Consider the following 24,762-nt stretch of genomic DNA (forward strand, 5'->3'; position numbering starts at 1 on the left):
GTGGCGGGCCAGGCCGGCGGCATCAGTTGCCGCCGGAACGCGCGGGTGCGGCCGGCTCGCCGCCGGGCCCGTCTCCGCTTCCCTCCTCTGGCCCCGCCTCGGCCCCGGGCGCAGGCTCGGCGGCAACGGCGGCAAGCACGAGCCCCGGCACGGCCGGGGTCGGCGATGCGACCGCCGAGGGCGCCTGGGGCGTGACGGGCGCGTCCTGTCGCGCGGCCGGAGCGGCGGGCGGCGGCAGAATGGCGAGGCGGGGCAGCGCCTCGGCTTCGCCGCTGACGAGCACCGGCCCGGGCGCGGGCGGCGCATGGAGCGCATAGACGGCGAGCTGGGCGACGCCGCCGAGGAGCTGTTCGGCGCTTGCCGGCTGCAGCCGCAGTGCCGCGTCGTTCCAGCTCTGGAGCTGCGGCAGGCGCATCCGCACGCGCAGCTCCTGGCCGAGCGTGCGCACCTCGCGCGCGAGCCGGGCATTGGCCCGGGCGAGCGCCTCCACCTGCTGCCGCTCGGCCGAAACCCGGGCGGAGACCGTGTAGCTGCCGACGGCAACCGTCAGCGTGACGAGCACGGCCAGGAGCTCGCCCGAGCGCTTCCGCCGGCCGGCATTGCGCGCCTGCGGCGCGAGCGCGAGGGCCGGCGCCGGGCGCCGGGCAGGTGGCGGCCGGCGCCCGCCCCGGCGCGCGGGCGCGATCCATCCCTCGCGACTCATGCGGCAAGCTCCTGCGGGAAGGCCGGCGCCGCGGTGCGGCGGGCGCTGCGGAGAATCGCCGAGCGGGCGCGCGGATTGGCCGCGATCTCGGCCGGCCCGGGCTTCACCGGCCGCGCCGGGCGCTCGAAGCTCGGGGCAGGGCCGGTGCGCGCCCGTTCGGGCAGGTGCCGCGAGGCGGACGGGCGGGCGCCGGACCGTTCGGCGAGGAAGCGCTTCACCATTCGGTCCTCGAGGCTGTGGAAGCTCACCACCGCGAGCCGGCCGCCGGGCTTCAGCACCCGCTCGGCAGCACCAAGGCCACGGGCCAGCTCGCCGAGCTCGTCGTTCACGTGCATGCGCAGCGCCTGGAAGGTGCGGGTGGCCGGGTCCCGCCGCTGGCCCCTGGGGTGCCCGAGCGCGGCGCGGACCACCTCGGCAAGCTGGCCCGTCGTGGAAATCGGCCGGGCGCGGACGATGGCGCGGGCAATGCGGCGCGCCGCGGGCTCCTCGCCGAGGCGGTGGAGGATGTCGGCCAGCGCCTCCTCCCCGGCGGCGTTGACGACGTCGGCAGCGGTCGGCCCGTCGGCTCCCATGCGCATGTCGAGCGGGGCGTCGTGGCGGAACGACATGCCGTAGGCCGGGTCGTCGAGCTGCATCGAGGAGACGCCGAGGTCGAAGGCGACGGCGTCGGCGGAGGCGGGCGGCAGGTGCGCCTCGAGCCGGGAGAAGGGCGCCTCAATGAAGGCGAAGCGCCCGGGGTGGGCGGCGGCAAGTTCGGCGGCGCGGGGCGCGACCCGCGGGTCGCGGTCGAAGGCGGTCACGCGCGCGCCGCGGCCAAGGAAGGCGCGGGCGTAGCCGCCGGCGCCGAAGGTGGCATCGACCACATGGTCCCCGGGCTCCGGCGCGAGCGCGGCGAGCACCTCGGGAAGAAGCACGGGGCGGTGCGCATCGCCCACCTCAGCCCCCCTTGGCCTGGAGGAGCGCGCGCACCGTGCGCACGAGGCGCGGATCGATTCCCTCCGTCTCGAGGAACCGCGCCGGCGACCAGAGCTCGAAATAGTCGCCCGCCCCAAGGAACAGCGCGGGCCCGGCAAGCTCGCCGAGGTCGCGCAGGATGGGGCTCAGGATGATCCGGCCCGTGTCGTCGTAGGCAAGCGTCTCGGCGCTGGCGAAGAGCGTGCGGGCGAGGTTGCCGCGCGCCGGGCCGAAATCGCCGGCGAAACGCTGCTCGAGCTGGCGGTGCAGCGTCTCGAGGTGGGTGACATCGTAGCCGACGAGACAGGGCGCGTGCTCGGAAGGAGCGAGCACCACGGTGCGGCGGCCAGAGCGGGCCTCGATGGTCTCGCGGATGGGGGCGGGTACCGAGAGCCGATGCTTGGCATCGACCTGGTTCAGATAGGTGCCCTGGAAGAAGCCCCGCATTCCTGTCCCCGCGCCCGGGCGGCGGCACCCGCCCCGCCCGGGTCAGCCCGGGGCGGGGATCCGGGCTGGTGAGGCGGGAGTCGCGCGCGGCCGTCCCTGGGGAAAAGGGATAGCATGGGCTTTCATGGGAAAGCAATGGAGATTCGTGGTCAAAACGGCGGGATTTCTGCCAACCTCCTGCGAAGCCACGGGTTTCGCGCGCACGGCGGATCCTGCCCGCAGGCGCCCCGCGCCTGTGGACAAGCCTGTGGGGCAGCCACGCTCATGGCGCGGGCGCCGCCACCGGGAAGGCGAAGAAGCGTACGGCGCGGAAGGCGGGATCGCGCTCGGCCGTCAGGCGGACGAAGCGCCGGCCGTCGGGGCGCGCGAGCCGCTGGACCTCGAGGATCGCGCCGTCGGCGCGCGTCACCTGGAGATACTCGGCCGCACTCCAGTCGAGGCTGCGGGCGGGGACCCAGCCGTCGGCCGAGAGGGACGCAAGCTCGGCGGCAAGCGCGGCGCGAGCGGCAGGGTCGAGCGCGGTGGCGCCCGCAGGCGTGATCCGCCGCGCGGCGACGAGGCCGGCCGGGTCGATCGCCGGGGGCGCGAGGCGCGACCAGGCCGACGGGCCAAGGTCCGGCACCGGGAGCGTGGAGACGAAGAGCCTGCCGATCGGGCGGGCCTCGGCGATGCCGGGCCAGAGCGCGAGGTGGCGGATGACCGTGCCGTCCTCTGCCGTGAGCCGGACTTCGAGGGGCTCGCCGGCGGGGCGCTCTGCCGGTGCACCCTCCTCGAGGTCGCGCACGGCTTCGACGAACGCGGCGATCCGCTCCGCGTCCCCGGGGGCGTCATGGGCGGAGGCGAGCACCCACGCGCCGGTGTCGCGGCGCGCCTCGAGGACGAGCTGGTCCCGGCCCTGTGCCATCTCGATGCGGGAGACGGCGGGCGCATCCGCGACCCCCCCGGACCGCAGGAGGAAGACGGCGCCGAAGACGACCGCCGCCGCCACCAGGAGGAGAGCCGCCCGCGGCGTCATGGCGCAGCGGAGGGCTGGCGCCGGACCCTGCTCAGATCAGGACCTGGTCGGAGCCGGACGCGGGGCTGCGGCTGCCGGCGATGGGGCGCTCCTCGCCCGGGCCGGCAACGGGCGGCGCAGGCGCCGCGGGCGGCGCGACCGGCTCTGTTCCGGCCGCCCGATCGCCCGGAGACGGCGCGACGCCGAGCTCAGCGAGCGGCTCGCCCGGGTCGGCCGGACGCGGCGACTGGGTGTCGGAGGGAGAGAGCGCGATCGAGCCCACGAGAGTCACGAGGAAGACGAGCGCAAGCCCGGTCAGACCCGCACGGAGCCGTTGCATGGCCCCGTCGGTTAGCAGGAGAATACCCTGCTGTCGAGGCGGAGGCGCGGTCAGGCGTCATACCAGGGCGGCAGCGGCAGGCCCTTGGCCCGGAGCCAGACCGGGTTCCAGAGGGTGGAGAGGTAGCGGCTGCCGCTGTCGCAGAGGATGGTGACGATGGTGTGGCCCGGACCGAGGTCGCGCGCGAGACGCTCGGCGCCGGCCACGTTGATGGCCGAGGACAGCCCGAGGTGGAGCCCATCCTCGGCCATGAGCTCGTGGAGAATGGGCATGGCCTCCCGGTCGGGGACGCGGTAGGCGCAGTCGATCGGCGCGCCCTCGAGGTTGGCCGTGACCCGGCTCTGGCCGATGCCCTCGGCCACGCTCGAGCCTTCGGCCCTGAGCTCGCCGGTCGTGAACCAGCTGTAGAGCGCCGCGCCCTCCGGGTCGGTGAGCGCGATGCGGATGGCGGGGTCGAACGCCTTCAGACCCATGCCGACGCCAGCGATGGTGCCGCCGGTGCCGGCCGCGCAGGTGAAGCCGTGCAGCCGCCCGCCGGTCGCCTCCCAGATCTCGGGCGCCGTCGTCTTGATGTGGGCGAGGCGGTTGGCGATGTTGTCGAACTGGTTGGCCCAGACCGCCCCCGGCGTTTCCTCGGCGAGCCGCCGCGAGGTGTGCACATAGTGGCCGGGGTTGGCGTAGCTCGTGGCAGGCACCAGCACCAGCTCGGCGCCGAGCGCCCGCAGCGCGTCCTTCTTCTCCTGGCTCTGGGTCTCGGGCATCACGATCCGCACGCGGTAGCCGCGCGCCGCCCCGAGCACCGCGAGCCCGATCCCGGTGTTTCCTGCCGTGCCTTCGACGATGGTGCCGCCGGGCTTGAGAAGCCCGCGCTCCTCGGCGTCGCGGATGATGAAGAGCGCCGCGCGGTCCTTCACCGACCCGCCCGGGTTCATGAACTCGCACTTGCCGAGGATGGTGCAGCCGGTCCGCGCCGAGGGGCCGGAAAGACGGACGAGGGGCGTATTGCCGACGAGGTCGCCCAGTTGCTGACCGATCCGTGTCATGCCGCGCGGATAGCAGGTCGCGCGCGGCTTGCCAGCGCCGCGCTCCTGGAGAAAGGCATGGCGCCCGTGCACCCTTCGCCTTCGCCTGCCCCGCCCTTCGCGCCCGGTGGCGTCGCGCCCGCCCGGCCGGCGCGGCGGTGGCGCACGGCGCTCCTCGTCTGCCTGCTCGGCGCCCTCGCGGCCTGCGGGCGCGGCGGCGGCGCGGCCGACACGCTGCGCATCGACGTGCTGACGGACGAGGCCGCAGCGCGCCTTGTTGCCGAGTCGACGGGGGTCGGGCTCACCCGCGCGGACGCTGCCGGGCGTATCGTGCCCGGCCTCGCCCGCAGCTGGCGGGTGAGCGACGATGGCAGCTTCATCGTCTTCCGGCTGCGCGAGGCGGAAGGCGCCGACACCCAGACGCTGGCCGGCCGGGAGGTCGCCCGCGCGCTGACGACAGCGCGCGCAGGCGCGGACCCGCTGACGCGCGGCCTCCTCGCTGGAGTCTCGGGGGTCTTCGCACCGCTCGACGACGTGGTGGAAGTGCGGCTCTCCACGCCCCAGCCCGAGCTCCTCGAGCTCCTCGCGCGGCCCGAGCTCGCCATCCGCCCCCGCCACCGCGGGCGGGGCATGCCCCCGGCGATGCCGGGGCCCTTCGCGCCCGCCGAAGCTGCCGAGCCCGGGACCCGTCGGCTGGTTGCCAACCCCCGCTTCTTCGATGCCGCGAACGTCGGCGTGGGCAGCGTGGTCCTCCGCACTGCGGCGGTGGCAGAGGCCGTGCGCCGCTTCGCCCGCGGCGAGACCGACCTTGTGCTCGGCGGCTTCCACGCCGGCGTCTCGGAAGCGCGGGTCGGCGCCCCGCGCGAAGCGCTGGTGCTCGAGCGGGCGCGCGCCACCCTGTTCGTCGCCATCAACCGCCGGCGGCCACCGCTCGATGAGCTCGCGGTGCGAGAGGCGCTCACCCGCGTCATCGACCGCGCGCAGATCGGCCGTGCCATCTACGGCACCGATGCGGCCGTGCCCCTCCATGGCCTGACGCCCCCCGGTCTTTCCGGCTACGTGCCGCCGCCCGACCCGGAGTGGGTTGGCCTTGCGCCCGCCGAACGGCTCGAGGAGGCCCGGCAGCGGCTTGCCGAGGCCGGCTTCGACTCCATGAACCGGCTGCGCCTGCGCCTTGCCATCGGCAACTCGGTCGAGGAGGAGCGGGTCGCAACCGTGCTGGTGGCCGGCTGGTCGGCGCTCGGCGCCGAGGTGGTGGTGGAGAAGCGCTCGCCGAGAGGCCACGCGGCAGCGCTTTCGGAAGGAAGCTTCGACCTCGCGCTCGCGAGTGCGGAGGCCGCGATCGATTCGCCCCTGCCCTTCCTTCTCGGCCTGCGCTGCAGCGCCAACGCCTTCGGCCTCTGCGTCGAGGAAGCCGACCGGGTGCTTGCCTCCGGCTGGGAAGCGCCGACACTTGCCGAACGCATGGCGCGTCTCGCCCTTGCCGAACGCCTGTGGCAGGAGGATGTGGCGACCATCCCACTCATCCAGCCGCTGCGCTGGGCGCTGGTCTCGAAACGGGTGCGCGGGTTCGTGCCCAACGCGGGCGGCGTGCATCCGCTCGCGGCCATGCGCCGGGCGGACTGAGAGGGACTCGAAGGGCGAGGCCCCGCCGGGGCGGGAAGAATGAGAGGCGAACGGGAGGACGACATGGCAGCATCGGACGTGGTGATCGTGGCGGCGCGGCGGACGCCGATGGGGGGCTTCCAGGGGGACTTCCGCGACCTCGCCGCCCCGGAGCTCGGCGCAGCGGCCATCCGCGCGGCGGTCGGCGACGCCGGGCTGGCACCCGCAGATGTCGACGAGGTGCTCATGGGCTGCGTGCTCCCGGCCGGCCAGGGCCAGGCCCCGGCGCGCCAGGCCGCGCGCGGCGCGGGCCTTGCGGACTCGACCCCCTGCGTCACGCTCAACAAGATGTGCGGCAGCGGCATGCAGGCGGTGATCCACGCGCATGATGCGCTGAAGGCCGGCAGCCGCGACGTGGTGGTGGCCGGCGGCATGGAGTCGATGACCAACGCGCCCTACCTCCTGCCCAAGGCCCGCGGGGGCCTGCGCATGGGCCACGGCCGGGTGATGGACTCGATGTTCCTCGACGGTCTCGAGGACGCCTACGAGCCCGGGCGGCTCATGGGCAGCTTCGCCGAGCAGGCGGCCAGCCACTACCAGTTCACCCGCGCCGCCCAGGACGACTATGCGATCGCAAGCCTCATGCGCGCCCGCGCCGCGATCGAGACGGGCGCCTTCGCTGCCGAGACGGTGGCGGTCGAGACGAGAGCGGGCCCCGTCACCGTCGACGAGCAGCCGGGCAAGGCGAAGCCCGAGAAGATCCCGCAGCTGAAGCCCGCCTTCGCCCCCGACGGCACGGTGACGGCAGCGAACGCCAGCTCGATCTCGGATGGCGCGGCCGCCCTCGTCCTCATGCGGCGCGAAACCGCCGAGGCGCGCGGGCTGCGGCCGCTTGCCACCATCCTCTCGCACGCGGCCCACGCCCAGGAGCCGGCCTGGTTCACGACCGCCCCCGTGCCAGCGGCGCGGAAGGCGCTGGCGAAGGCCGGACTCTCGGTCGGAGACCTCGACCTCGTCGAGGTGAACGAGGCCTTCGCCGTCGTCGCCATGATCGCCATGCAGGAGCTCGGGCTCGACCACGCACGCCTTAACGTGAACGGCGGAGCCTGCGCGCTCGGCCACCCGATCGGCGCCTCCGGCGCGCGCATCCTCGTCACCCTCGTGCACGCTCTCAAGGCCCGCGGCGGCGGCACCGGGCTTGCCGCCATCTGCATCGGCGGCGGCGAGGCGACCGCGGTCACGCTCAGGGTGGACTGAGCGCCACGCAAGCCCCTTTGCGCGCGCGCCGCGGCGCGTTAGACGCTGGGAAATCGGCGCCGGTGCCCGGCCGGCACGGGGGAGTGAGGCATGAAACTGGTCGTCGAGCGCGCAACCCTCCTGAAAGCCCTCGGCCATGTCCAGTCGGTCGTCGAACGCCGCAACACCATCCCCATCCTGTCGAACGTCCTCCTCGTGGCCGAGCCCGCTGGCCTGCGCCTCATGGCGACCGACCTCGACATGCAGATCGTCGAGACGGTTCCGGCCGATGTCGAAGTGCCGGGCGCGACCACCGTCTCCGCCCACACCCTCTTCGACATCGTGCGAAAGCTGCCCGACGGCGCGCAGGTGGCGCTTTCGCAGGCCGACCGGCGGGTGACGGTCACCGCCGGCCGGGCGCGGTTCCAGCTGCAGACCCTGCCGCGCGAGGACTTCCCCGTCATCGGCGACGGCGACTTTCCCGTCACCTTCGAGCTGCCCGCCGAGACCTTGCGCGAGCTCATCGACAAGACCCGCTTCGCCATCTCGACCGAGGAGACCCGCTACTATCTGAACGGCATCTTCCTCCACGCGCCCGCCGGCGTCTCCCCCCGGGTGCTGCGCGCAGTCGCAACCGACGGCCACCGGCTCGCCCGCTTCGAGCTGCCGCTGCCCGAGGGCGCGGAGTCGATGCCCGACGTGATCGTGCCCCGGAAGTGCATCGCGGAGGTGCGCAAGCTCCTGGACGAGCGCGACGGCACGGTCGCGATTGCCCTTTCGCCCACCAAGATCCGCTTCACCATCGGCGCGGCCGTCCTCACCTCGAAGCTCATCGAGGGAAGCTTCCCCGACTACAGCCGGGTGATCCCGACGGCGAACGACCGGCTGCTCCGGATCGACCCGCACACGCTGGCCGAAGGGGTCGACCGGGTAACGGCCATCGCCTCCGACAAGGTGCGCGCCGTCAAGCTCAGCCTCGACCACGACCGCGTGACGCTCTCGGTCACCAGCCCCGAGAACGGCACCGCCTCCGAGGAGCTGCCGGCCGACTATGGCGCGCCGGGCTTCGACGTCGGCTTCAACAGCCGCTACCTGCTCGACATCCTCGCCCAGGTGGAAGGGGACCAGGTGGAAGTGCACCTCGCCGACGCGGCTGCCCCCACCCTCATCCGCGAGGGCGAGAGCGCGAAGGCGCTCTACGTCCTCATGCCGATGCGGGTCTGATGTTCCGGAGCCTCCGCCCGAAGCCGCTCGAGCCGCTGCCGCTGCCGTTCCGCAACCGCCGGGCCGAGCGCGAGGCCGCGCGCCGCCGCGCCATGGAGCGCTTCGCCAACGTCGAGCTCGACCGCGCCGGCGGGTTCAGCTGGAACCGGGGGCCTGAGCCGGTCTCGCTGCGCGAACGCCTCCGCCGCCTCGCGACGCGCCAGCTGCCGTTCCTGGCAGTCGCGACGCTCATGGGCGGCGCGCTCGTCGGCGCCTTCCTTGCCCTCTCCCGGGCAGGGCTCATGACCCCGGGGCCCGCCATCATCTACATCGAGGACTGGTCGGGCCGGCCGGACCTCTCGGCGCCCGTGCCCGGCCGCAAGGCCCCCGCCGCTCCGCCGGCAGACGAAGGGAGTGGCCCGGCCGCAGACCGGGGGGCACCTGCGGAGACCGCCGCGCCGCCCGCGTGACCGACCTGCGGCACCTGAGGGCCGCGCTTGCCCTCGCGCGCCGGGCTGCCGGCGCCTCCACCCCCAACCCCAACGTCGGCTGCATCCTGGTCCGCGACGGCCGGGTGGTGGGCCGCGGCTGGACCGGCGCCGGCGGCCGCCCGCATGCCGAGGCGGTGGCCCTTGCCGCCGCCGGCGAGGCGGCGCGCGGCGCGACCGCCTACGTCACGCTCGAGCCCTGCGCCCACCTCTCCCCCCGCGGGCCCGCCTGCGCCGACCTCCTCGTGGCTGCCGGGGTCGCCCACGTGGTGACCGGCATGACGGACTCCGACCCGCGCACCGCCGGCCAGGGCATCGCGCGGCTCAGGGCCGCCGGCATCCCGGTGACCGCGCTCGCGCTGGCAGATGCAGAGGCGGAGCTCGCCGGCTTCGTCCAGCGCGTGACGCTCGGGCGGCCGGAGATCACGCTGAAGCTCGCGCTCTCGCTCGACGGCCGCATCGCGCTCGCCGACGGCCGCAGCCGCTGGATCACCGGGGAGACGGCGCGCGCCTTCGGCCACATGGAGCGTGCCCGGGCCGATGCCGTGGTGGTCGGGCGCGGCACCCTCGCAGCCGACGCGCCCCGGCTCGACGTCCGCCTGCCCGGCTGGCGGGGGCGGCAGCCGGCGCGGGTGGCCGTGGGCCGGGGCGACGCGCCCGAGGGGTGGCTTGCCGCGCCCGACCTTCCCGCCCTCTTGGCGCTTGCCCGGGAGCGCGGGTGGCTCCGGCTGCTCGTCGAAGGGGGCGGCCGGCTTGCCGGGAGCCTGCTTGCCGCCGACCTCGTCGACCGGCTGCTGCTGCTTCGGGCCCCCATCCTCCTCGGCGAGGGCCGCGGCATCTCCGGCTTTGCTGTCGACGACCTCGCTGCGGCCCACGGCCGCTTCCGCCGTGTCGACGAGCGCCGGCTCGGCGACGACCGGCTCGAGCTCCTGGTGCGGGCCCTTCCGCCGGCTGCCCGCGCCCGCTAGGCCGGGCCCCATGTTCACCGGGATCATCACCGACATCGGCACCATCGACGCGGTCGCCGCGCGGCCGGGCGAGGACCTCGCCGTCACCATCGCCTGCGGGCTCGACCTTGGCGAGGTGGCGCTCGGCGCCTCGATCGCCTGCTCGGGCGTCTGCCTTACCGTGACCGGGAAGGCCGACGGGCGGTTCCGGGTGGACGTCTCGGCCGAGACGCGGGCGCGGACCGCGCCCGGCATGTGGAGGGAAGGGCGGCGGCTCAACCTCGAGCGGTCGCTCAAGGTCGGCGACGAGCTCGGCGGCCACATCGTGACCGGGCATGTGGATGGCGTGGGCCGGGTGGTGGCGCGCGTCGCGCGCGAGGGCAGCATCGCGCTCACGCTCGCTGCCCCTTACGCGCTCGCCGGCGCAATCGCCGAGAAGGGCGCGATTGCCGTCGACGGCGTCTCGCTCACCGTCAACGCGGTGCGCGACGAGGCGGACTCTTGCCTCTTCGACCTCAACATCATTCCCCACACGGCGAAGTGGACCACGCTTGGCACGGTGGCGGAAGGGGACGCGGTCAACCTCGAGATCGACATTCTCGCGCGCTACCTGAAGCGGATGCTCGACACCCGAGTGTGATGCAGGCGGTTGAAAGTCACACGCCGATGTGACAATGCCCCCGCATGGCCACCGCGATTCTCGACCGCATCCGCGCCCACGTGCGCGCAACCGGCATGAGCCGCGCCGCCGTCGCCCGCGCCGCCGGGCTCCACCCCAACAGCCTGCGCCAGCTCGCCTCGCCCGCCTGGAACCCGACCGCCGAGACCATCGCCAAGCTCGAGGCCTTCCTCGACCAAGCTGCCGCCTCGCCCCTCGTCGGCATCGAGACCATCATCGACGAGGCGCGCAACGGCCGGATGTTCATCCTCGTCGATGACGAGGACCGCGAGAACGAGGGCGATCTCGTCATCCCGGCGCAGATGGCAACCCCTGAGGCCATCAACTTCATGGCCCGCCACGGCCGCGGCCTCATCTGCCTTGCGCTCACGCGCGCGCGCGTCGAACAGCTCGGCCTGCCGATGATGGCACCGGCCAACGGCAGCCGCCACGAGACCGCTTTCACCATCTCGATCGAGGCGCGGCACGGCGTCTCGACCGGCATCTCGGCTGCCGACCGCGCGCGCACCATCGCGGTTGCGATCGATGCCGCCCAGGGGCCGGAGGCGCTCGTCTCGCCCGGCCATGTCTTCCCGCTCGTCGCCCGCGACGGCGGCGTCCTCGTCCGCGCCGGCCACACCGAGGCCTCGGTCGACATCGCCCGGCTCGCCGGGCTCAACCCCTCGGGCGTCATCTGCGAGATCATGAACGACGACGGCACGATGGCGCGTCTCGCCGACCTCATCCCCTTCGCCCGCACCCACGGGCTCAAGATCGGCACCATCCGCGACCTCATCGCCTACCGCCGGCGGCACGACAATCTGGTCGCCTGCATCGCCGAGACCCGGCTCGTCTCCCGCCACGGCGGCGAATGGCAGGTCAAGACCTACATCAACAAGGCGGAATATGCCGAGCATCTGGTGCTCCAGAAGGGCCGGGTCGACCCTGCCCGGCCGACGCTCGTGCGGATGCACGTGCTCTCGCCGTTTGCCGACATCCTCGGCGAGGACGGCCCGCGCACGGGGGCGCTGCAGCGCTCGATGGAGATCATCGGCGAGGCGGGTGCAGGGATCGTCGTCATCATCCGCGACAACCGGCCCGACCGGCTGTCGCGCATGATCGCCGCGCGCGAGGCCGGCGTGCAGGAGCCGCTCGAGCAGCGCGACTATGGCATCGGCGCCCAGATCCTCGTCGATCTCGGGGTGCGGGAGATCGAGCTGCTGTCGAACGCGCACCGGAGCTTCGTGGGCCTGTCGGGCTACGGGCTCGAGGTGGTGGCGGAACGGCGCATCGACTGACCGGGCTGGGGCCAGGGGGCGAAGGCGGCCGGGCCGGGGCAGCCGGGGCGCGAAGGGGCTGGCGGGGCGCGGAGCGGCAGACCGGGGAAGCAGGGGGCGGGGCGACAGGGGGCGGGGCGACAGGGGGCGGGGCGAAGGAAAGGGTTCGGCATGGCGCATGTGCTCATCGTTGCGGCGGGCTTCTACGCCCACATCCACGCCGCCCAGCTCGCCGCCGCGCGCCAGGCGCTCGAGGCAGCCGGCCATTCCCACGCGCTGGTCGAGGTGCCGGGCGCGCTCGAGATTCCGCCGGCCATCGCGCTTGCCGCCGGGACCGGCCGCTACGATGCCTATGTCGCCCTCGGCTGCGTCATCCGCGGGGAGACCTACCATTTCGATGTGGTGGCGAACGAGAGCGCCCGCGGCCTGATGGCGCTCGCGCTCGACGGCCTCGCCATCGGCAACGGCATCCTGACGGTCGAGACCGAGGCGCAGGCGCTCGCCCGCGTCGGGAAGGCGGCCGAGGCGGTGGCGGCGGCGCTTGCGCTCCTGAAGCTCCGCGAGGAGCTCGGCATCGCCGCCTAGGCGGCTGCCTGCTCCTCCGCTGCAAGGAAGGCCTCGACCCTGGCGAGCGGCACGCCGTGGGCCACGAACGCCCGGCCGATGCCGCGCACGAGGATGAAGGGCAGGCCCGCCTCGGTCCGCTTCTTGTCGTGGAGCATGTGGGCAAGCAGCCGACCGGCGGGGAGCGGCAGCCGCGTCGGCAGGCCGACGGCGGCGAGGTGCGCCTCGACCCGCGCGGCGTCCTCGGGCGGGCAGAGCCCTTCCGCGACCGAGAAGCGGAACGCCTGGGCCATGCCGACCGCGACCGCCTCGCCATGGAGCAGCCGGTCGGAGAAGCCGCACTCGGCCTCGAGCGCATGGCCGAAGGTGTGGCCGAGGTTGAGGAGCGCGCGGATGTCGTGCCGCTCCTCCGGATCGCGGGCGACGATCGCTGCCTTTGCTCGCACGCTCGTGGCAACGGCGTGGGCAAGGGCATCGGCGTCGCCGCCGAGCACCGCGGGGCCGTGCGCCTCGAGCCAGGCGAAGAAGGCGGCATCGCCGAGGAGGCCGTACTTCACCACCTCGGCATAGCCCGCCCGCCGCTCGCGAAGGGGCAGGGTGGCGAGCACGTCCGTGTCGGCCCAGACCGCGACGGGCTGGTGGAACGCCCCCACGAGGTTCTTGCCGGCCGCGGTGTTGATGCCGGTCTTCCCGCCGACGGAGGAGTCGACCATGGCAAGGAGCGTGGTCGGCACCTGGACGAAGGGAACGCCGCGCTTCAGGATGGCGGCGGCAAAGCCGGCGAGATCGCCCACCACCCCGCCGCCAAGCGCGACGAGAAGGCCGGAGCGCGACACGCCGGTTGCAAGGAGCGAATCGACGAGGCGGGCGAGCTCGGGAAAGCTCTTGGCGCCCTCGCCCGGCGGCACGACGACGGGCACGGCCTCGAGCCCGGCCGCGGAGAGAGCCCCGGCAAGGGCGGGCAGGTGGAGGTCGGCGACAGTGGCATCGGTCACGACCGGCACCCGCCGGAGGCCAGGGCAGAGCGCCCGCACCCGCTCCCCGGCCTCGGCGATGAGGCCGGGGCCGATGCTGACGGCATAGGGGCGGCCGGCAACGTCGACCGGCACGTCGATGCGGGCGCCCAGGCTCACGGCACCATCTCCTGACCCGTGAGCGCGGCGAGGATGGCCGCAACGGTCGCCTCGTGCGGCGCATCGCCCGAGACCACGCGGAGGTGGGCCTGGCGGTAGGCAGGCGCCCGCTCGGCGAGCAGGGCAGCCAGCACCGCGCGCGCATCCCTGCCCGCGAGGAGTGGCCGGTGATCGCGCCGGCCGACGCGGGCGACAAGCGTGTCGAGGTCGGCATCGAGCCAGACGACGAACCCGCGCGCAAGGGCAAGCGCGCGCGTGTCCGGGTCCTGGAAGGCACCGCCGCCCGTCGCGATGACGCGCGGGGTGCCATCGAGCAGGCGGGCGATGACCCGCCGCTCGCCGTCGCGGAAGTGGGGTTCGCCGAAGCGGGCGAAGATCTCGGAGATGCTCATCTGCGCTGCAGCCTCGATCTCGGCGTCGCTGTCGACGAACGGGAGGTCGAGCGCGGCGGCGAGCCGCCTGCCGATGGCGGACTTGCCCGAGCCCGGCATGCCGACGAGCACGAGGGGGCGCCGGACCGCGCCGGCCGGGCCCGTCGCTGCGGCTCTTTCCGTCGCCATCCGGGCGGCTATAGGGCGGGCGTGCGCGCGAAGGCAAACCGGCTGCTCCTCCCCGCCATGGCGGCCGCCCTCGCGGCGGCGGCGACCGCACAGGAGGCCCCCACCCCCCCGCCCGCTCCGCCCGCCCCCTCCGAGGCCCCCACCTCGCTCCTGCCGGACGTCCTCGAGGAGGTGCCGGCCCGGGAGCCCGTGCGCCCGCCGCCGCCCGCCGCCCCGCCGCCCGGGCCTGCGGCCCTTCCCGGCGCCGCGCCGGCCGCTTCGGCCCCTGCCGCCGGGCCGGCGGCGGCACCCGTCACCCCCGGCCCTCTCCCCGGCGCCGCCCCGCCCGAACTCCCGGGGCCGAGCCGCCCGGCGGCCAGCGCAGGCCTCGTCACGGAGGCCACGGTCGGCCTTGCGCCCGATCTCTTCGCCGGCTCCGACGGCCGCTTCCTCGCCGCGCTCCTCAACCGGCTCGACGGGCCGCTGGCCAGCCGCTGGGGCCAGATCGTGGTGCAGCGGGCGCTCCTGACCGAGGCGGCGCCGCCACCCGGCATCCACCCGGGCGACTGGCTCGCGGCGCGGGTGCGCGCGCTCGTCGCCGTCGGGGCCGCGGCCGATGCGCACCGCATGCTCCTGCGCGTGCGGCGTGCGGACTACACCCCGCGCCTCATCGCCGCCGCCGCCCACGCCGCGCTCGCTGCCGGCGACCCCATCGGCCTGTGCGCGTTCGTCGCCGACGGCCGCGCCGTCTCCGACGACAACCCGGCCTTCGTGCTGGCCGACGGCTGGTGCTCGGCGCTCGCCGGGGACCCGTTCAGCGCCAACCAGCTCTTCGACGCCGCGCGGCGGCGCAGGCTTGCCGACCCGTTCGACATCCAGCTCGCCGAGCGGGTGGCCTCGACCGCCGCAGCGACGCGTTCGGCAGGCAACCCCGTGTGGCGCGAGGTGGACCGGCTCTCGGCCTGGCGCGTGGGCCTTGCCGGCGCGACGGGCACGGCCATTCCGCCCGAGCTCGCGCAGGCTGCACCCCCGGCGATGCGGGCGTGGATGGTGCGCCTGCCGCGCGTGCCGGTGGAGCAGCGGGCAGCGCTCGTCCCGGAAGCGGCGGCGGTGGGTGCGCTGAGCGCAGCGGAAGCGGGCCGCATTCTTGCGCTCGACGCCGGCGCGGCGCCTGCGGGCGAAGCGGCGGCACGGCCGGGCGGCCAGCTGCGCGAGGCGCTCGAGGCGCCGGCGCGCGCGCAGCGGCTGGCAGCGCTGCGCGCGCTTCTCGCCCGCGTGCCGGAGGAGTCCACAGCGCGCCACGGCTGGCGGGTGGTGGCAGCGGAGGCGGCCGCGCGGGTCGCGCCCGACCCGGGGCTGGCAGACGAGGCGCCGGCGCTCGTCGAGGCCATGCTCGCGGCCGGCTTCGTCGGCAACGCGCGGGCCTGGTGGCCAGTGGCCGCGGAGGCCGGCGGTGACGTGGCGGCGAGGGTCGCGGGCCTTCTTGCCGGGGTGGACGCCGACGTGCCGGCCGAGCCGGACCGCTTCGCCCGTGCAACCACCGCCCATCGCGGAGCGCTGCTGCGCGCCGGGCTCGAGGGGCTGGGCCGCCGGGTCGAGGGGGACCCGGTGCCGCGGCTTGCCAACGGCTGGACGGCTGCCATCGATGCCGCGCTCGCCGCCGGGCGGCGGGGCGAAGCGCTGGTGCTTGCCGCCACCGGCATGCAGGGGCCCATGGCCGATCTCCCGCCCGACCATTTCCGGCGGATCGTGGCGGCGCTGGTCGCCGCCGGGCTCCGCGACGAGGCGGGCCTCATGGTCGCCGAGGCGGCGACGCGCGGCTAGATCGTCGCCGAGGCGGCGACGCGGGGCTAGCGGCGGGCTGCGAAGAAGGCGCGGAGCAGGGTCGCCGCCTCCGTCTCGCCGACTCCGGCGATGACCTCGGGGCGGTGGTGGCAGGTGGGCTGCTGGAACACCCGCGCGCCATGCGCGACGCCGCCGCCCTTGGGGTCGGGGGCGGCGTAGACGAGGCGGGCAAGCCGGGCATGGGCAATGGCGCCCGCGCACATGGCGCAGGGCTCGAGCGTGACCCAGAGGGTGCAGCCGGCAAGCCGCTCGGAGCCCAGCGCTGCCGCCGCCGCGCGGATGGCAAGGATCTCGGCATGGGCGGTCGGGTCGCGGTCAAGCCGGGTGCGGTTGTGGGCGGCCGCCAGCACGGCGCCATCGGGGCCGGTCACCACGGCGCCCACCGGCACCTCGCCGCGCGCGGCGGCCGCCCGCGCCGCCTCGAGCGCCTGCGGCATGGCCGACCAGAAGGCTGCTCCCTGCGTCACCCCGCCTTCGCCGCGCGCGCCTGGCGCCGGCGCTCGTGCGGGTCGAGGAAGCGCTTGCGGATGCGGATGGACTTCGGCGTCACTTCCACGCACTCGTCCTCCTCAATGAAGGCGATCGCCTGCTCGAGCCCGAGCCGGCGCGGCGGCGTGAGGCGCAGCGCCTCGTCCTTGCCGGCAGCGCGGAAGTTGGTGAGCTGCTTGGAGCGCAGCGGGTTCACCTCGAGGTCCTCGCCGCGGGCGTTCTCGCCGATGATCATGCCGGCATAGACCGGCTCGCCGGGCGCGATCATGAGAACGCCGCGCTCCTCGAGGCTGCCCAGCGCGTAGCCGACGGCCGTGCCCGTCTCGGTCGAGACGAGAACGCCGTTCTGCCGGCCGGAAATCGGCCCCCGCCAGGGCGCGTAGCGGGCGAACTGGCGGTTCATGATGCCAGTGCCGCGGGTGTCGGAGAGGAACTCCCCGTGGTAGCCGATGAGGCCGCGGGTGGGGCCGAAGAAGGTAAGGCGCAGCTTGCCGCCGCCCGAGGGCGCCATGTCGAGGAGGTCGCACTTGCGCAGCGCCAGCTTCTCGACGACGATGCCCTGGAAGGCCTCGTCGACGTCGACGACGATGGTCTCGTGGGGCTCGAGGCGGTGGCCGAGCGCATCGGTCTCGAGAATCACCCGCGGCCGGCCGATGGTGAGCTCGAAGCCCTCGCGGCGCATGGTCTCGACGAGGACGCCGAGCTGAAGCTCGCCGCGGCCCGCCACCTCGAAGCTGTCGCGCTCCTCGCTCTCGGCCACGCGGATGGCGACATTGCCCTCCGCCTCGCGCAGGAGGCGCTCGCGGATCATCCGGCTCGTGACCTTGCTGCCCTCGCGGCCGGCGAACGGGCTGTCGTTGACCGAGAAGCGGATGCTCAAGGTGGGCGGGTCGATGGGAGGTGCCGGGATGGGCTCGGCGACCGCGGGGTCGGCGATGGTGTGGGCAACCGTTGCCGTCTCGAGCCCGGCGATCGAGACGATGTCGCCTGCCTCGGCCGCCTCGACCGGCACGCGCTCGAGCCCGCGGAAGGCGAAGATCTTGGTGGCCCGGCCCTGCTCGACCACCGCGCCGCCGGGCCCGAGCGCGCGAATGGGCATGTTGACGAGAAGCCGGCCGCTGGCGATCCGGCCGGTCAGCATCCGCCCGACGAAGGGGTCGCGGTCGAGCAGCGAGACGAGGAGCCGGAAGGCCTCGTGCGGGTCGGCCGCAGGCGGGGGCACGTGGGCGAGGATGAGCTCGAACAGGGGGGCGAGCGTGCCCCCTCGGATGTCGGGGTCGGGCCCGGCGTAGCCCGCGCGGCCCGAGGCATAGAGCACGGGAAAGTCGAGCTGGGCATCGTTCGCGCCGAGCGCCACGAACAGGTCGAACACCTCGTCGAGCACCGCCTGGGGCCGCGCGTCGGGCCGGTCGACCTTGTTGACGACCACGATGGGCCTCAAGCCCAGGGCAAGCGCCTTCGACAGGACGAACTTGGTCTGCGGCATCGGCCCCTCGGCGGCATCGACGAGGAGGAGCACGCCATCGACCATGGAGAGGATGCGCTCCACCTCGCCGCCGAAGTCCGCGTGGCCGGGCGTGTCGACGATGTTGATGCGGGTGCCGCACCAGTCGACGCTCGTGCACTTGGCGAGGATGGTGATGCCGCGCTCGCGCTCGAGGTCGTTCGAGTCCATGGCGCGTTCGGCCACCTTCTGGTTGTCGCGGAAGGTGCCCGACGCGCGAAACATCTGGTCGACGAGCGTGGTCTTGCCGTGGTCGACATGGGCGATGATCGCCACGTTGCGGAGCGGCATGGAACAGGTTCCGGCTGCAGGGGCGGAAAGGGCGAGGGCGGCATAGCCGGCCCCCTCGGCGCCGGCAAGGCCGGGCCGGGCCGGGACCGCCGTCATCACCCGGCCGAGCCCGCCTTTCATCGGTCTTTCATGGAGTTCGTCTAGCACGCTTGACTCGGGTCGGAGCTGCGCCATGGAGAGGCGGATGGCGTTGCCGGGTGAGAGCGTGCCGGGCGGGCGGCGGTCTGCGGACGCAGACCTCCCCGATGAAGCGGCGTGCGCGCGCGGCCACGACGGCGCAGCACCCGACGACGACGCGGTCCCGGCGGGGGCGGAGACACGAGCGGAGGGCGCGCGGGCAGGCGCAGAGGCGGAAGAAGCCGGGAGCGCACAAGACGGCACCGGCGCGAGCGGCGACTTCCCCGACAATGTCCGGCCGTTTCCGGTCGCGGAGCCCGCAAGCCTCGGCGCCGACCTGCGCCGCGCCCGCGAGCGGGCCGGACTCTCGATCGCCGACGTGGCCGACCGCACCAAGGTCAGGCCCGGAATCCTTGCCAGCATCGAGGCGGACGCCCACGACCGGCTCCCGGCCATGACCTACACGCTCGGGTTCGTGAAAGCCTACGCCCGGACCGTGGGCCTTGACCCGGCAGAGGCAGCCGAGCGCTACCGCCGCGAATCCCGGCGCAGCGACCCCGAGCCGACGCTTGTCGACATCGAACCCCTCGACGCCCGGCGAATGCCCGGCCGCGGGCTCGTCATGGCCTCGGTTGCCGCCGGCCTCCTCGGCATCGGCCTTCTCGTCGCCTGGGGCGCAGGAGCCTTCGACCCTCCCGCCCCGCCGCCGCCCTCCGGTTCCGCGGCACCCCCAGCGCTGGCGGAGCCCGCGCCTCCGCCGCCCGCGCCGGCCGCGCCTGCACCGGCAGACGGCCCGGTGCGGCTCGCGGCACGCGAGGACGTCTGGATCCGCGTGCAGGAAGGCCCGCGGGGCGAGCGGCTGTTCGAGGGCACGCTGAAGAAGGGGGAGGCGCTCGATATCCCGCCCGGCCGGCCGTGGGTGCTGCGCGCCGGGCGCGCGGGCGCGCTCGAGGTGACGATCGGCGGCGCGCCGCTGCCGCCGCTCGGGGGGCCGGGGGAAGTGCTGGCCGCCCAGTCGCTGCTGCCGGAAGACCTTCGCGCCCGCGTCGGCGAGGGCAAGCCCGAGAACGTGGCGAAAGAGCCGGGCGGAGCCGGCTGACCCGCCGATTCAGCTTGCGCTCAGCATGCCGGGGGCCTTCAGGGGGCCCATTGCGCGAGAAAGGGGAAGGAATGCGGGTTCGCCTGCCGCTCGCCGCCATTGCCGGGCTCGCCGCGGGAGCGGCGGCCGCGCAGGGGGTCTCGGTCGCCACTGCCGAGCAGTTCCGCAACGTGGAGAAGCGGGTCTCCACCCTCGAGAGCCAGATGCGTGCCGTCCAGCGGAAGGTGTTCCCGGGCGGCGACCCGCGCTTCTTCGCCGCCGAGCCGGCCCCGCCGCCCGCCCCGCCTCCGGAGGCGGCGCCGGCCGATGCCGGCCCGCAGCTGTTCGAGCTCGTGCAGAGGATCGACCGCCTCGAGGCGCAGCAGCGGACGCTGACCGGCCAGGTGGAGGAGCTGCAGTTCCGCCTCAAGACCCTCGAAACCGCCCTCGAGCGCGCGCGCGCCGACACCGAGTTCCGGCTCGACTCGCTCGAAGGCAGGCGGCCGGCCGCAGCCAGCCCCGGCGCAAGCGCCCCCGCCCCGGCCGAAGCGCCGAAGCCCCCTGCGGCCGGCGGCCCAGCCGCTCCGCCCGCAACCGCGCCCACGCCGGCGCCGCGCCCGGCCCCGCCTGCCGCCACCGACCCCGAGGCCCGCTATCTTGCCGCCTATGGCCTCTACACCGCGCGCGACTACCAGAAGGCCGCCGCCGAGCTCGAGGCCTTCGCCAAGGCCCACCCCGACCACCCGCGGGCGTCGAACGCCCAGTACTGGGCGGGCCGCTCGCAGATGCAGCTCGGCCGGCATGCCGAGGCGGCCAAGCTCTTCCTCGCCGGCTACCAGACCTGGCCGCGCGGCCAGCGCGCGGCCGAGAGCCTGCTCTGGCTGGGCAAGGCGCTGACGGCGATGAAGCAGCCGAAGGCGGCCTGCCAGGCGCTCGACCAGCTGCGCACGGCCTACCCGGAGCGGCTGACCGGCGCACTCGAGGCCGAAAACCGCAGGGCCCGCGCAGACGCCCAATGCGGACCCTGACGTCCGGGCACTTCGCGGCAACCGTCCACGCGCTTCTCGGCCCCGCGGCCGACCCATCGGCGCCGCTGGCGCTCGCCGTCTCGGGCGGCGCGGATTCGCTTGCCCTCCTCGTCCTTGCCGCGGAGGCCTTCGCGGGCCGCGTGGCCGCACTCACCGTCGACCACGGGCTCCGGCCGGAGGCCCGCGCGGAAGCCGAGGCCGTGGCGCGGGCCGCGGCCGCGCGCGGCGTGCCCCACGCCATCCTCGCCATCGCCCCGCCGGGACCTTCGAACCTGCAGGCGGACGCGCGGGCCGCGCGCTACGCGGCCATGGCCGACTGGTGCCGGAGCAACGGCATGGCGGCACTCCTCACGGCGCACCACCTGGACGACCAGGCCGAGACGCTCCTGCTGCGCCTCGCGCGCGGCAGCGGCCTTGCCGGGCTTGCCGGGATCCGGGCGCGGGCGGTGATTGCCGGCCTCCCCGTGCTCCGGCCCCTGCTCGACTGGCCCCGGGCCACGCTTGCCCGCATCACCCGCGAGGCGGGGCTCGTTCCGGCAGACGATCCCTCGAACCGCGACCCCCGCTTCGACCGCACGCGCGCACGCGCGCTCCTCGGTTCGTGCCGGTGGCTGGCACCGGCGCGGCTCGCCGCCAGCGCCGCGCATCTCGCCGACGCGGAAGAGGCGCTCGCCTGGGCGGCGGAGCGGGCCTGGGCGTCACGCGCCCGAGCGCAGGGCGGCGGCTGGGAGCTGGACCCGGAGGCCCTGCCGGGCGAGCTCAGGCGACGGCTGCTGCTCAAAGGCTTCGCTGCGCTTGGGGCGCCGGCGCCGCGCGGGCCGGCGCTCGCGCGGCTCATCGCTTCTCTCGAGGCGGGGCGCCGCGCGACGCTGGGCGGCATCGCCGCGCGGCCCCTGGCCGATGGCCGGTGGCGGCTTCTCCCCGCGCCGCCCCGGCGCCGCCCGGCCGGGCACCCGAGCGCCTAGAAGCTGGTGGGCGCCGGCGACTCGGTCACGAAGCCGGAGGGCGTGATGCGCCGGACCTCGAGCCCGCGCTCGACGACATTGTCGCGGAAGCGGAAGATGCCGTCGACGCCGGCGAAGCCCTTGGGGTCGCGCAAGAGCGCCGGCGGGAAGGGCGTGCCGATCTCCCACCGGCCGGCAAGCCCGATCGCGAGCAGCGTCGCATCGTAGGCAAGGCTGGCAAGGCGCGAGGGGTTGGAGCCGAACCGCTCGCGGTAGCGGCGCTCGAAGGCAGCGAAACGCGAATCGGGGACGGCGGCGAAGAGCGCCCCGTGAAACGCCGGCACGCGCGCAAGGCCCGGGTCGGCGGCCCAGAGCTCGGTGCCGAGAAGCATGACCTGCGGCGGGCGTGCGCCGAACTGGGCAAGGCTTGGCACGAGCGCGTTGGCGGTTGCGCCGGAGTCGGCGATGAGGAGCGCCTGGAAGCCGATGGGAGCCGGGTTCCCCGGCGTCCCCGCCTTGACGCGGGCGTCATAGGCGGTGATGCGGCGGGCCGCGGCAGGGAGCTGCTCGCGGGCCCGGGCGAAGCTGGTGACGGCCGCCACCTCGCCGCCGCCTGCCTGGACAGCGCGCGTGAAGGCTACCGCCGCGCGCTCGCCATAGGCGCCGTTCGGGACCAGGGCCGCGAACCGGGTGATGCCCCGGCCGCGCGCATGCGCCACCACCCGCTCGATCGACTGGGCGGGCTGGAAGCCGAGGACGTAGACATTGTCCCGCGCCAGCGCGGCATCGTTCGAGAAGGCGAGCACGGCCACGCCGCGCTGGGCGGCAGGTGCGGCAACAGAAGGGATGTCGGCCGCCAGCAGCGGACCAAGGATGAGCTTCGCGCCGTCAGCGAGCGCGCGGCCGGCAGCAGCGGCCGCGCCCCCGGGGGCGGCGGTGTCGTAGCTGGTGATCCGTACGGTGGTGCGGCCGGTGTCGGCGAGCGCGAGGTTGGCGGCGTTCGCAAGCGACTGGCCGACGGCGGCATTGGCACCGGAAAGGGGGACGAGCACGGCCACCTGGTGGCGGCGCTCGGGCGGCGGGGCATCGGGCGGCGCCTCCTCGACGACGGGCGGCGGCGGGGGCGACGGCGCGGGGGGCGGCGTCCGCGGCGCGCAGGCCGCAAGCGCCGCCAGCGCGGCGAGCGCGAGCCCGCGCCAGGCGCCACGGCCGCCCGGCAACCGGACCGAGGCTTGCGCCCCTTCGAGCATCGTCGCCATAGCTCCTCCCGTGACCGCCCCTCGCGATGGCCCCGCGGCCCCGGCTCCGCTGGCGCCCGGGCTCTACATCGTTGCTACGCCCATCGGCAACCTCGCCGACCTGTCGCCGCGGGGAGCCGACATCCTCCGCCGGGCCGACCTCATCGCCTGCGAGGACACGCGGGTGACCGCAACTCTCCTGCGCGCGGCCGGAAGCCGGCGGCCGATGCTGCGGCTCGACGACCATCGCGAGCGCGCACGCACCGACGCGCTCGTCGCGCGCATGGCCCGCGAGTCGGTCGCGCTCGTCTCCGATGCGGGCACGCCGCTCGTCTCCGACCCGGGCTTCGTGCTGGTGCGGGCAGCGCGGGAGGCGGGGGTTCCGGTCACCACCGCGCCCGGCCCCTGTGCTGCGGTCGCCGCGCTCAGCATCTCGGGCCTGCCCGCCGACCGCTTCTTCTTCGCCGGCTTCCTGCCCGCCGCTCCCCGCGCGCGCGAGGCGGCCATCGCCGCGCTCGCCGCCGTACCCGGCACGCTCATCTTCCACGAGACGGCGCCGCGGCTTGCCGCAACGCTCGCAGCGCTCGCGGCGATTCTCGGCGACCGGCCGGCGGCGGTCGCCCGGGAACTGACGAAGCGCCACGAGGAGGTGGTGACCGGCCGGCTCGCCGAGCTTGCGGCGCGCTTCGCCCAGTCCCCGCCCCGGGGCGAGATCGTGGTGCTGGTGGGCCCGCGGGCCGAGGAGGCGGCCACCGATGACGAGGTCGAGGCAGCGCTCAGACGCGCGCTCGCCACGATGCCGCCGGGGCGGGCGGCAGCGAGCGTGGCGGCCGCCTTCGGCGTGCCGCGCGGAGCGCTCTACGCCCGGGCGCTTGCGCTTGCCGCCGAAGACGAGGGGGAGGGCGGGTGTGACGCGACGTGACCGCGCTTCGGCCGAGCAGGCCGGGCGGTGGGCCGAACGCGTGGCCGCGCTCTATCTCCAGCTCAAGGGCTACCGCATCCGCGGCCGCCGGATCCGCCGGGCGCCGATCGAGATCGATCTTCTCGCCGAGAAGGGGGACACGCTCGTCGTCGTCGAGGTGAAGTACCGGCGCACGCTGGACGAAGCCGTGTTCGCCCTGAAGCCCGAGGCGGTGCGCCGGCTCGAGCGCCTGGCCAGCCAGCTTGCCGCCGAGGCCGGCTGGCGGCGCTGGCCACGCCCGGTCGCGGCAAACGTGCGCGTGGACCTGATTGCACTGGCGCCCTGGGCCTGGCCGCGCCATATTCGCGGCGTGCGCCCATGACCGACGTGCCCGGCCCCGACGCGCTTGCCGCCATCGGCCTCCTCGACGAGGCGGACATCGTGCTCGACGAGGCGGCGCTGGTCGTGGCCGCTGCCGACCGGGCGCGGCCCGACCTCGGCCGGGCCCGGAGCCTCATCGGCGGGTTCGCGCAGCGCCTTGCGGCCATGGCGGGCACTGCCAGCGGCACGGCGGAGCGCGCCGAGGCGCTGGTGACGCTTCTCGCCCACGAGGAAGGCTTCACCGGCGACAGCCACACCTACGACGCGCCGGAGAATGCCGACTTCCTCGCGCTCCTGAAGCGGCGGCGCGGCCTGCCCGTGACACTCGCCATCCTCTACGTGGGGCTCGCCCGCCGCATGGGGTGGAAGGCGGCACCGATCGGGCTTCCCGGGCACGTCATCGTGCGCCTCGGCGGCACCGCCGATTCGGTCCTGCTCGACCCCTTCACCCACGGCCGCACGCTGGGGGCGGCAGGGCTCGAGATGCTGGTCGCCCGCGCGCTCGGCCGCAACGCCCGGCCCGAGGCGCGGCACCTCCAGCCGCTCTCCAACCGCGAGACGCTCGTGCGCCTGCTCTCCAACCAGGCGGTGCGCGCGCGCAAGGCCGGCGACCTTGCCCGGGCGCGGACTCTTGCCGAGCGGCTCACGCTGATCGCCCCGGCCTCGGCCGAGCTGTGGTGGGAACGGGCGCGGCTGGAGCAGCTCGCTGGCGACAAGGCGGCCGCGCGCCGGTCGCTCTCGAGCATGCGCGAGACGACCCGCGAGCCTGCGGTGCTGAAGCGCATCCGCGCGGCGGAAGACGCCCTCGCCCGCTAGGCCGGGGGCGAGGGGCGGCA

Annotated in this window: 26 protein-coding genes; 15 read left to right on the forward strand and 11 right to left on the reverse strand. The window is 75.0% G+C overall.

Going from position 1 to position 24,762, the window contains the following annotated elements; translation table 11 throughout:
- Nucleotides 1–22 precede the first annotated feature (22 nt).
- From H3H34_RS07185 to H3H34_RS07210, 6 genes are all read right to left on the reverse strand, one after another.
- Entirely contained in the window at nt 23–703 is a 681-nt protein-coding gene (locus H3H34_RS07185; RefSeq protein WP_194744581.1) for a hypothetical protein, read from the reverse strand.
- Nucleotides 700–1,638 (reverse strand): 16S rRNA (cytosine(1402)-N(4))-methyltransferase RsmH, encoded by a 939-nt coding sequence (gene rsmH / locus H3H34_RS07190; RefSeq protein ID WP_328831517.1) that lies wholly within the window; start codon nt 1,636–1,638, stop codon nt 700–702. Before rsmH ends, H3H34_RS07185 begins: the two co-directional genes overlap by 4 nt.
- Nucleotide 1,639: 1 nt before the next feature.
- Entirely contained in the window at nt 1,640–2,104 is a 465-nt protein-coding gene (locus tag H3H34_RS07195; RefSeq protein WP_194744582.1) for a division/cell wall cluster transcriptional repressor MraZ, read from the reverse strand.
- A 262-nt stretch (nt 2,105–2,366) separates the two neighbouring features.
- Nucleotides 2,367–3,119, reverse strand: a complete 753-nt coding sequence (locus tag H3H34_RS07200; RefSeq protein ID WP_194744583.1) for a hypothetical protein — start codon at nt 3,117–3,119, stop codon at nt 2,367–2,369.
- Between the two features lie 31 nt (nt 3,120–3,150).
- Entirely contained in the window at nt 3,151–3,438 is a 288-nt protein-coding gene (locus H3H34_RS07205) for a hypothetical protein (protein WP_194744584.1), read from the reverse strand.
- A 50-nt stretch (nt 3,439–3,488) separates the two neighbouring features.
- On the reverse strand, nt 3,489–4,481 hold the full coding sequence (locus H3H34_RS07210; RefSeq protein ID WP_194744585.1) for a cysteine synthase A: 993 nt from the start codon (nt 4,479–4,481) through the stop codon (nt 3,489–3,491).
- A 66-nt stretch (nt 4,482–4,547) separates the two neighbouring features.
- Here H3H34_RS07210 and H3H34_RS07215 point away from each other — a divergent pair, with 66 nt between their 5' ends.
- From H3H34_RS07215 to ribH, 8 genes are all read left to right on the forward strand, one after another.
- Complete coding sequence (locus H3H34_RS07215) at nt 4,548–6,086, forward strand: ABC transporter substrate-binding protein (protein ID WP_194744586.1); 1,539 nt, start codon at nt 4,548–4,550, stop codon at nt 6,084–6,086.
- Nucleotides 6,087–6,149: 63 nt separating this feature from the next.
- Nucleotides 6,150–7,322, forward strand: coding sequence for a thiolase family protein (locus H3H34_RS07220; protein WP_194744587.1), 1,173 nt, complete (start codon nt 6,150–6,152; stop codon nt 7,320–7,322).
- A 90-nt stretch (nt 7,323–7,412) separates the two neighbouring features.
- Nucleotides 7,413–8,525: a DNA polymerase III subunit beta gene (gene dnaN / locus H3H34_RS07225; RefSeq protein WP_194744588.1), complete on the forward strand. Its 1,113-nt coding sequence runs from the start codon at nt 7,413–7,415 to the stop codon at nt 8,523–8,525.
- Nucleotides 8,525–8,974 (forward strand): hypothetical protein, encoded by a 450-nt coding sequence (locus tag H3H34_RS07230; RefSeq protein ID WP_194744589.1) that lies wholly within the window; start codon nt 8,525–8,527, stop codon nt 8,972–8,974. The genes dnaN and H3H34_RS07230 overlap by 1 nt, the downstream gene beginning before the upstream one ends.
- Before the next feature lie 14 nt (nt 8,975–8,988).
- Nucleotides 8,989–9,960: a bifunctional diaminohydroxyphosphoribosylaminopyrimidine deaminase/5-amino-6-(5-phosphoribosylamino)uracil reductase RibD gene (ribD, locus tag H3H34_RS07235; protein WP_194744886.1), complete on the forward strand. Its 972-nt coding sequence runs from the start codon at nt 8,989–8,991 to the stop codon at nt 9,958–9,960.
- Between the two features lie 10 nt (nt 9,961–9,970).
- Nucleotides 9,971–10,579 (forward strand): riboflavin synthase, encoded by a 609-nt coding sequence (locus tag H3H34_RS07240; protein WP_194744590.1) that lies wholly within the window; start codon nt 9,971–9,973, stop codon nt 10,577–10,579.
- Between the two features lie 44 nt (nt 10,580–10,623).
- Nucleotides 10,624–11,895: a 3,4-dihydroxy-2-butanone-4-phosphate synthase gene (gene ribB / locus H3H34_RS07245; RefSeq protein WP_194744591.1), complete on the forward strand. Its 1,272-nt coding sequence runs from the start codon at nt 10,624–10,626 to the stop codon at nt 11,893–11,895.
- Nucleotides 11,896–12,045: 150 nt separating this feature from the next.
- On the forward strand, nt 12,046–12,459 hold the full coding sequence (ribH, locus tag H3H34_RS07250; RefSeq protein WP_194744592.1) for a 6,7-dimethyl-8-ribityllumazine synthase: 414 nt from the start codon (nt 12,046–12,048) through the stop codon (nt 12,457–12,459).
- On the opposite strand, the gene aroB is transcribed toward ribH, so the two are convergent.
- Entirely contained in the window at nt 12,456–13,565 is a 1,110-nt protein-coding gene (gene aroB / locus H3H34_RS07255; protein WP_207790846.1) for a 3-dehydroquinate synthase, read from the reverse strand. The two genes, ribH and aroB, sit on opposite strands and share 4 nt — an antisense overlap.
- Before the next feature lie 2 nt (nt 13,566–13,567).
- On the reverse strand, nt 13,568–14,131 hold the full coding sequence (locus H3H34_RS07260) for a shikimate kinase (protein WP_194744593.1): 564 nt from the start codon (nt 14,129–14,131) through the stop codon (nt 13,568–13,570).
- 21 nt (nt 14,132–14,152) lie between these two features.
- On the opposite strand from H3H34_RS07260, the gene H3H34_RS13860 reads away from it, so the two are divergent.
- Nucleotides 14,153–15,934: a hypothetical protein gene (locus H3H34_RS13860; protein ID WP_194744594.1), complete on the forward strand. Its 1,782-nt coding sequence runs from the start codon at nt 14,153–14,155 to the stop codon at nt 15,932–15,934.
- Nucleotides 15,935–15,960: 26 nt separating this feature from the next.
- Here H3H34_RS13860 and H3H34_RS07270 read toward each other — a convergent pair whose 3' ends face one another.
- Nucleotides 15,961–16,392 (reverse strand): nucleoside deaminase, encoded by a 432-nt coding sequence (locus H3H34_RS07270; RefSeq protein WP_194744888.1) that lies wholly within the window; start codon nt 16,390–16,392, stop codon nt 15,961–15,963.
- A gap of 26 nt (nt 16,393–16,418) precedes the next feature.
- Nucleotides 16,419–18,239, reverse strand: coding sequence for a translational GTPase TypA (gene typA, locus H3H34_RS07275; RefSeq protein WP_194744889.1), 1,821 nt, complete (start codon nt 18,237–18,239; stop codon nt 16,419–16,421).
- 184 nt (nt 18,240–18,423) lie between these two features.
- Between typA and H3H34_RS07280 the strand changes: the two genes are divergently transcribed.
- The 3 genes from H3H34_RS07280 (at nt 18,424) to tilS (ending at nt 21,427) form a co-directional block, all read left to right on the forward strand.
- Nucleotides 18,424–19,455, forward strand: coding sequence for a helix-turn-helix domain-containing protein (locus H3H34_RS07280; RefSeq protein ID WP_194744595.1), 1,032 nt, complete (start codon nt 18,424–18,426; stop codon nt 19,453–19,455).
- 71 nt (nt 19,456–19,526) lie between these two features.
- A complete protein-coding gene (ybgF, locus tag H3H34_RS07285; protein ID WP_194744596.1) occupies nt 19,527–20,462 on the forward strand; it encodes a tol-pal system protein YbgF in 936 nt (311 codons plus the stop codon).
- A complete protein-coding gene (tilS, locus tag H3H34_RS07290) occupies nt 20,450–21,427 on the forward strand; it encodes a tRNA lysidine(34) synthetase TilS (protein ID WP_194744597.1) in 978 nt (325 codons plus the stop codon). Before ybgF ends, tilS begins: the two co-directional genes overlap by 13 nt.
- On the opposite strand, the gene H3H34_RS07295 is transcribed toward tilS, so the two are convergent.
- On the reverse strand, nt 21,424–22,665 hold the full coding sequence (locus H3H34_RS07295; protein WP_235945478.1) for a penicillin-binding protein activator: 1,242 nt from the start codon (nt 22,663–22,665) through the stop codon (nt 21,424–21,426). The two genes, tilS and H3H34_RS07295, sit on opposite strands and share 4 nt — an antisense overlap.
- Nucleotides 22,666–22,675: 10 nt before the next feature.
- Here H3H34_RS07295 and rsmI point away from each other — a divergent pair, with 10 nt between their 5' ends.
- From rsmI to H3H34_RS07310, 3 genes are read left to right on the forward strand one after another with little or no spacing between them, the layout of a single operon-like run.
- Nucleotides 22,676–23,566 carry a 16S rRNA (cytidine(1402)-2'-O)-methyltransferase gene (gene rsmI, locus H3H34_RS07300; protein ID WP_194744598.1) on the forward strand — a complete coding sequence of 297 codons (891 nt, stop codon included), beginning with the start codon at nt 22,676–22,678 and terminating at the stop codon, nt 23,564–23,566.
- Nucleotides 23,553–23,927, forward strand: a complete 375-nt coding sequence (locus tag H3H34_RS07305) for a YraN family protein (RefSeq protein ID WP_194744599.1) — start codon at nt 23,553–23,555, stop codon at nt 23,925–23,927. The genes rsmI and H3H34_RS07305 overlap by 14 nt, the downstream gene beginning before the upstream one ends.
- On the forward strand, nt 23,924–24,742 hold the full coding sequence (locus H3H34_RS07310; protein ID WP_194744600.1) for a SirB1 family protein: 819 nt from the start codon (nt 23,924–23,926) through the stop codon (nt 24,740–24,742). Before H3H34_RS07305 ends, H3H34_RS07310 begins: the two co-directional genes overlap by 4 nt.
- Nucleotides 24,743–24,762: the final 20 nt, after the last annotated feature.

Source organism: Thermaurantiacus tibetensis, from assembly GCF_015354055.1.
GTDB lineage: Bacteria > Pseudomonadota > Alphaproteobacteria > Sphingomonadales > Sphingomonadaceae > Thermaurantiacus > Thermaurantiacus tibetensis.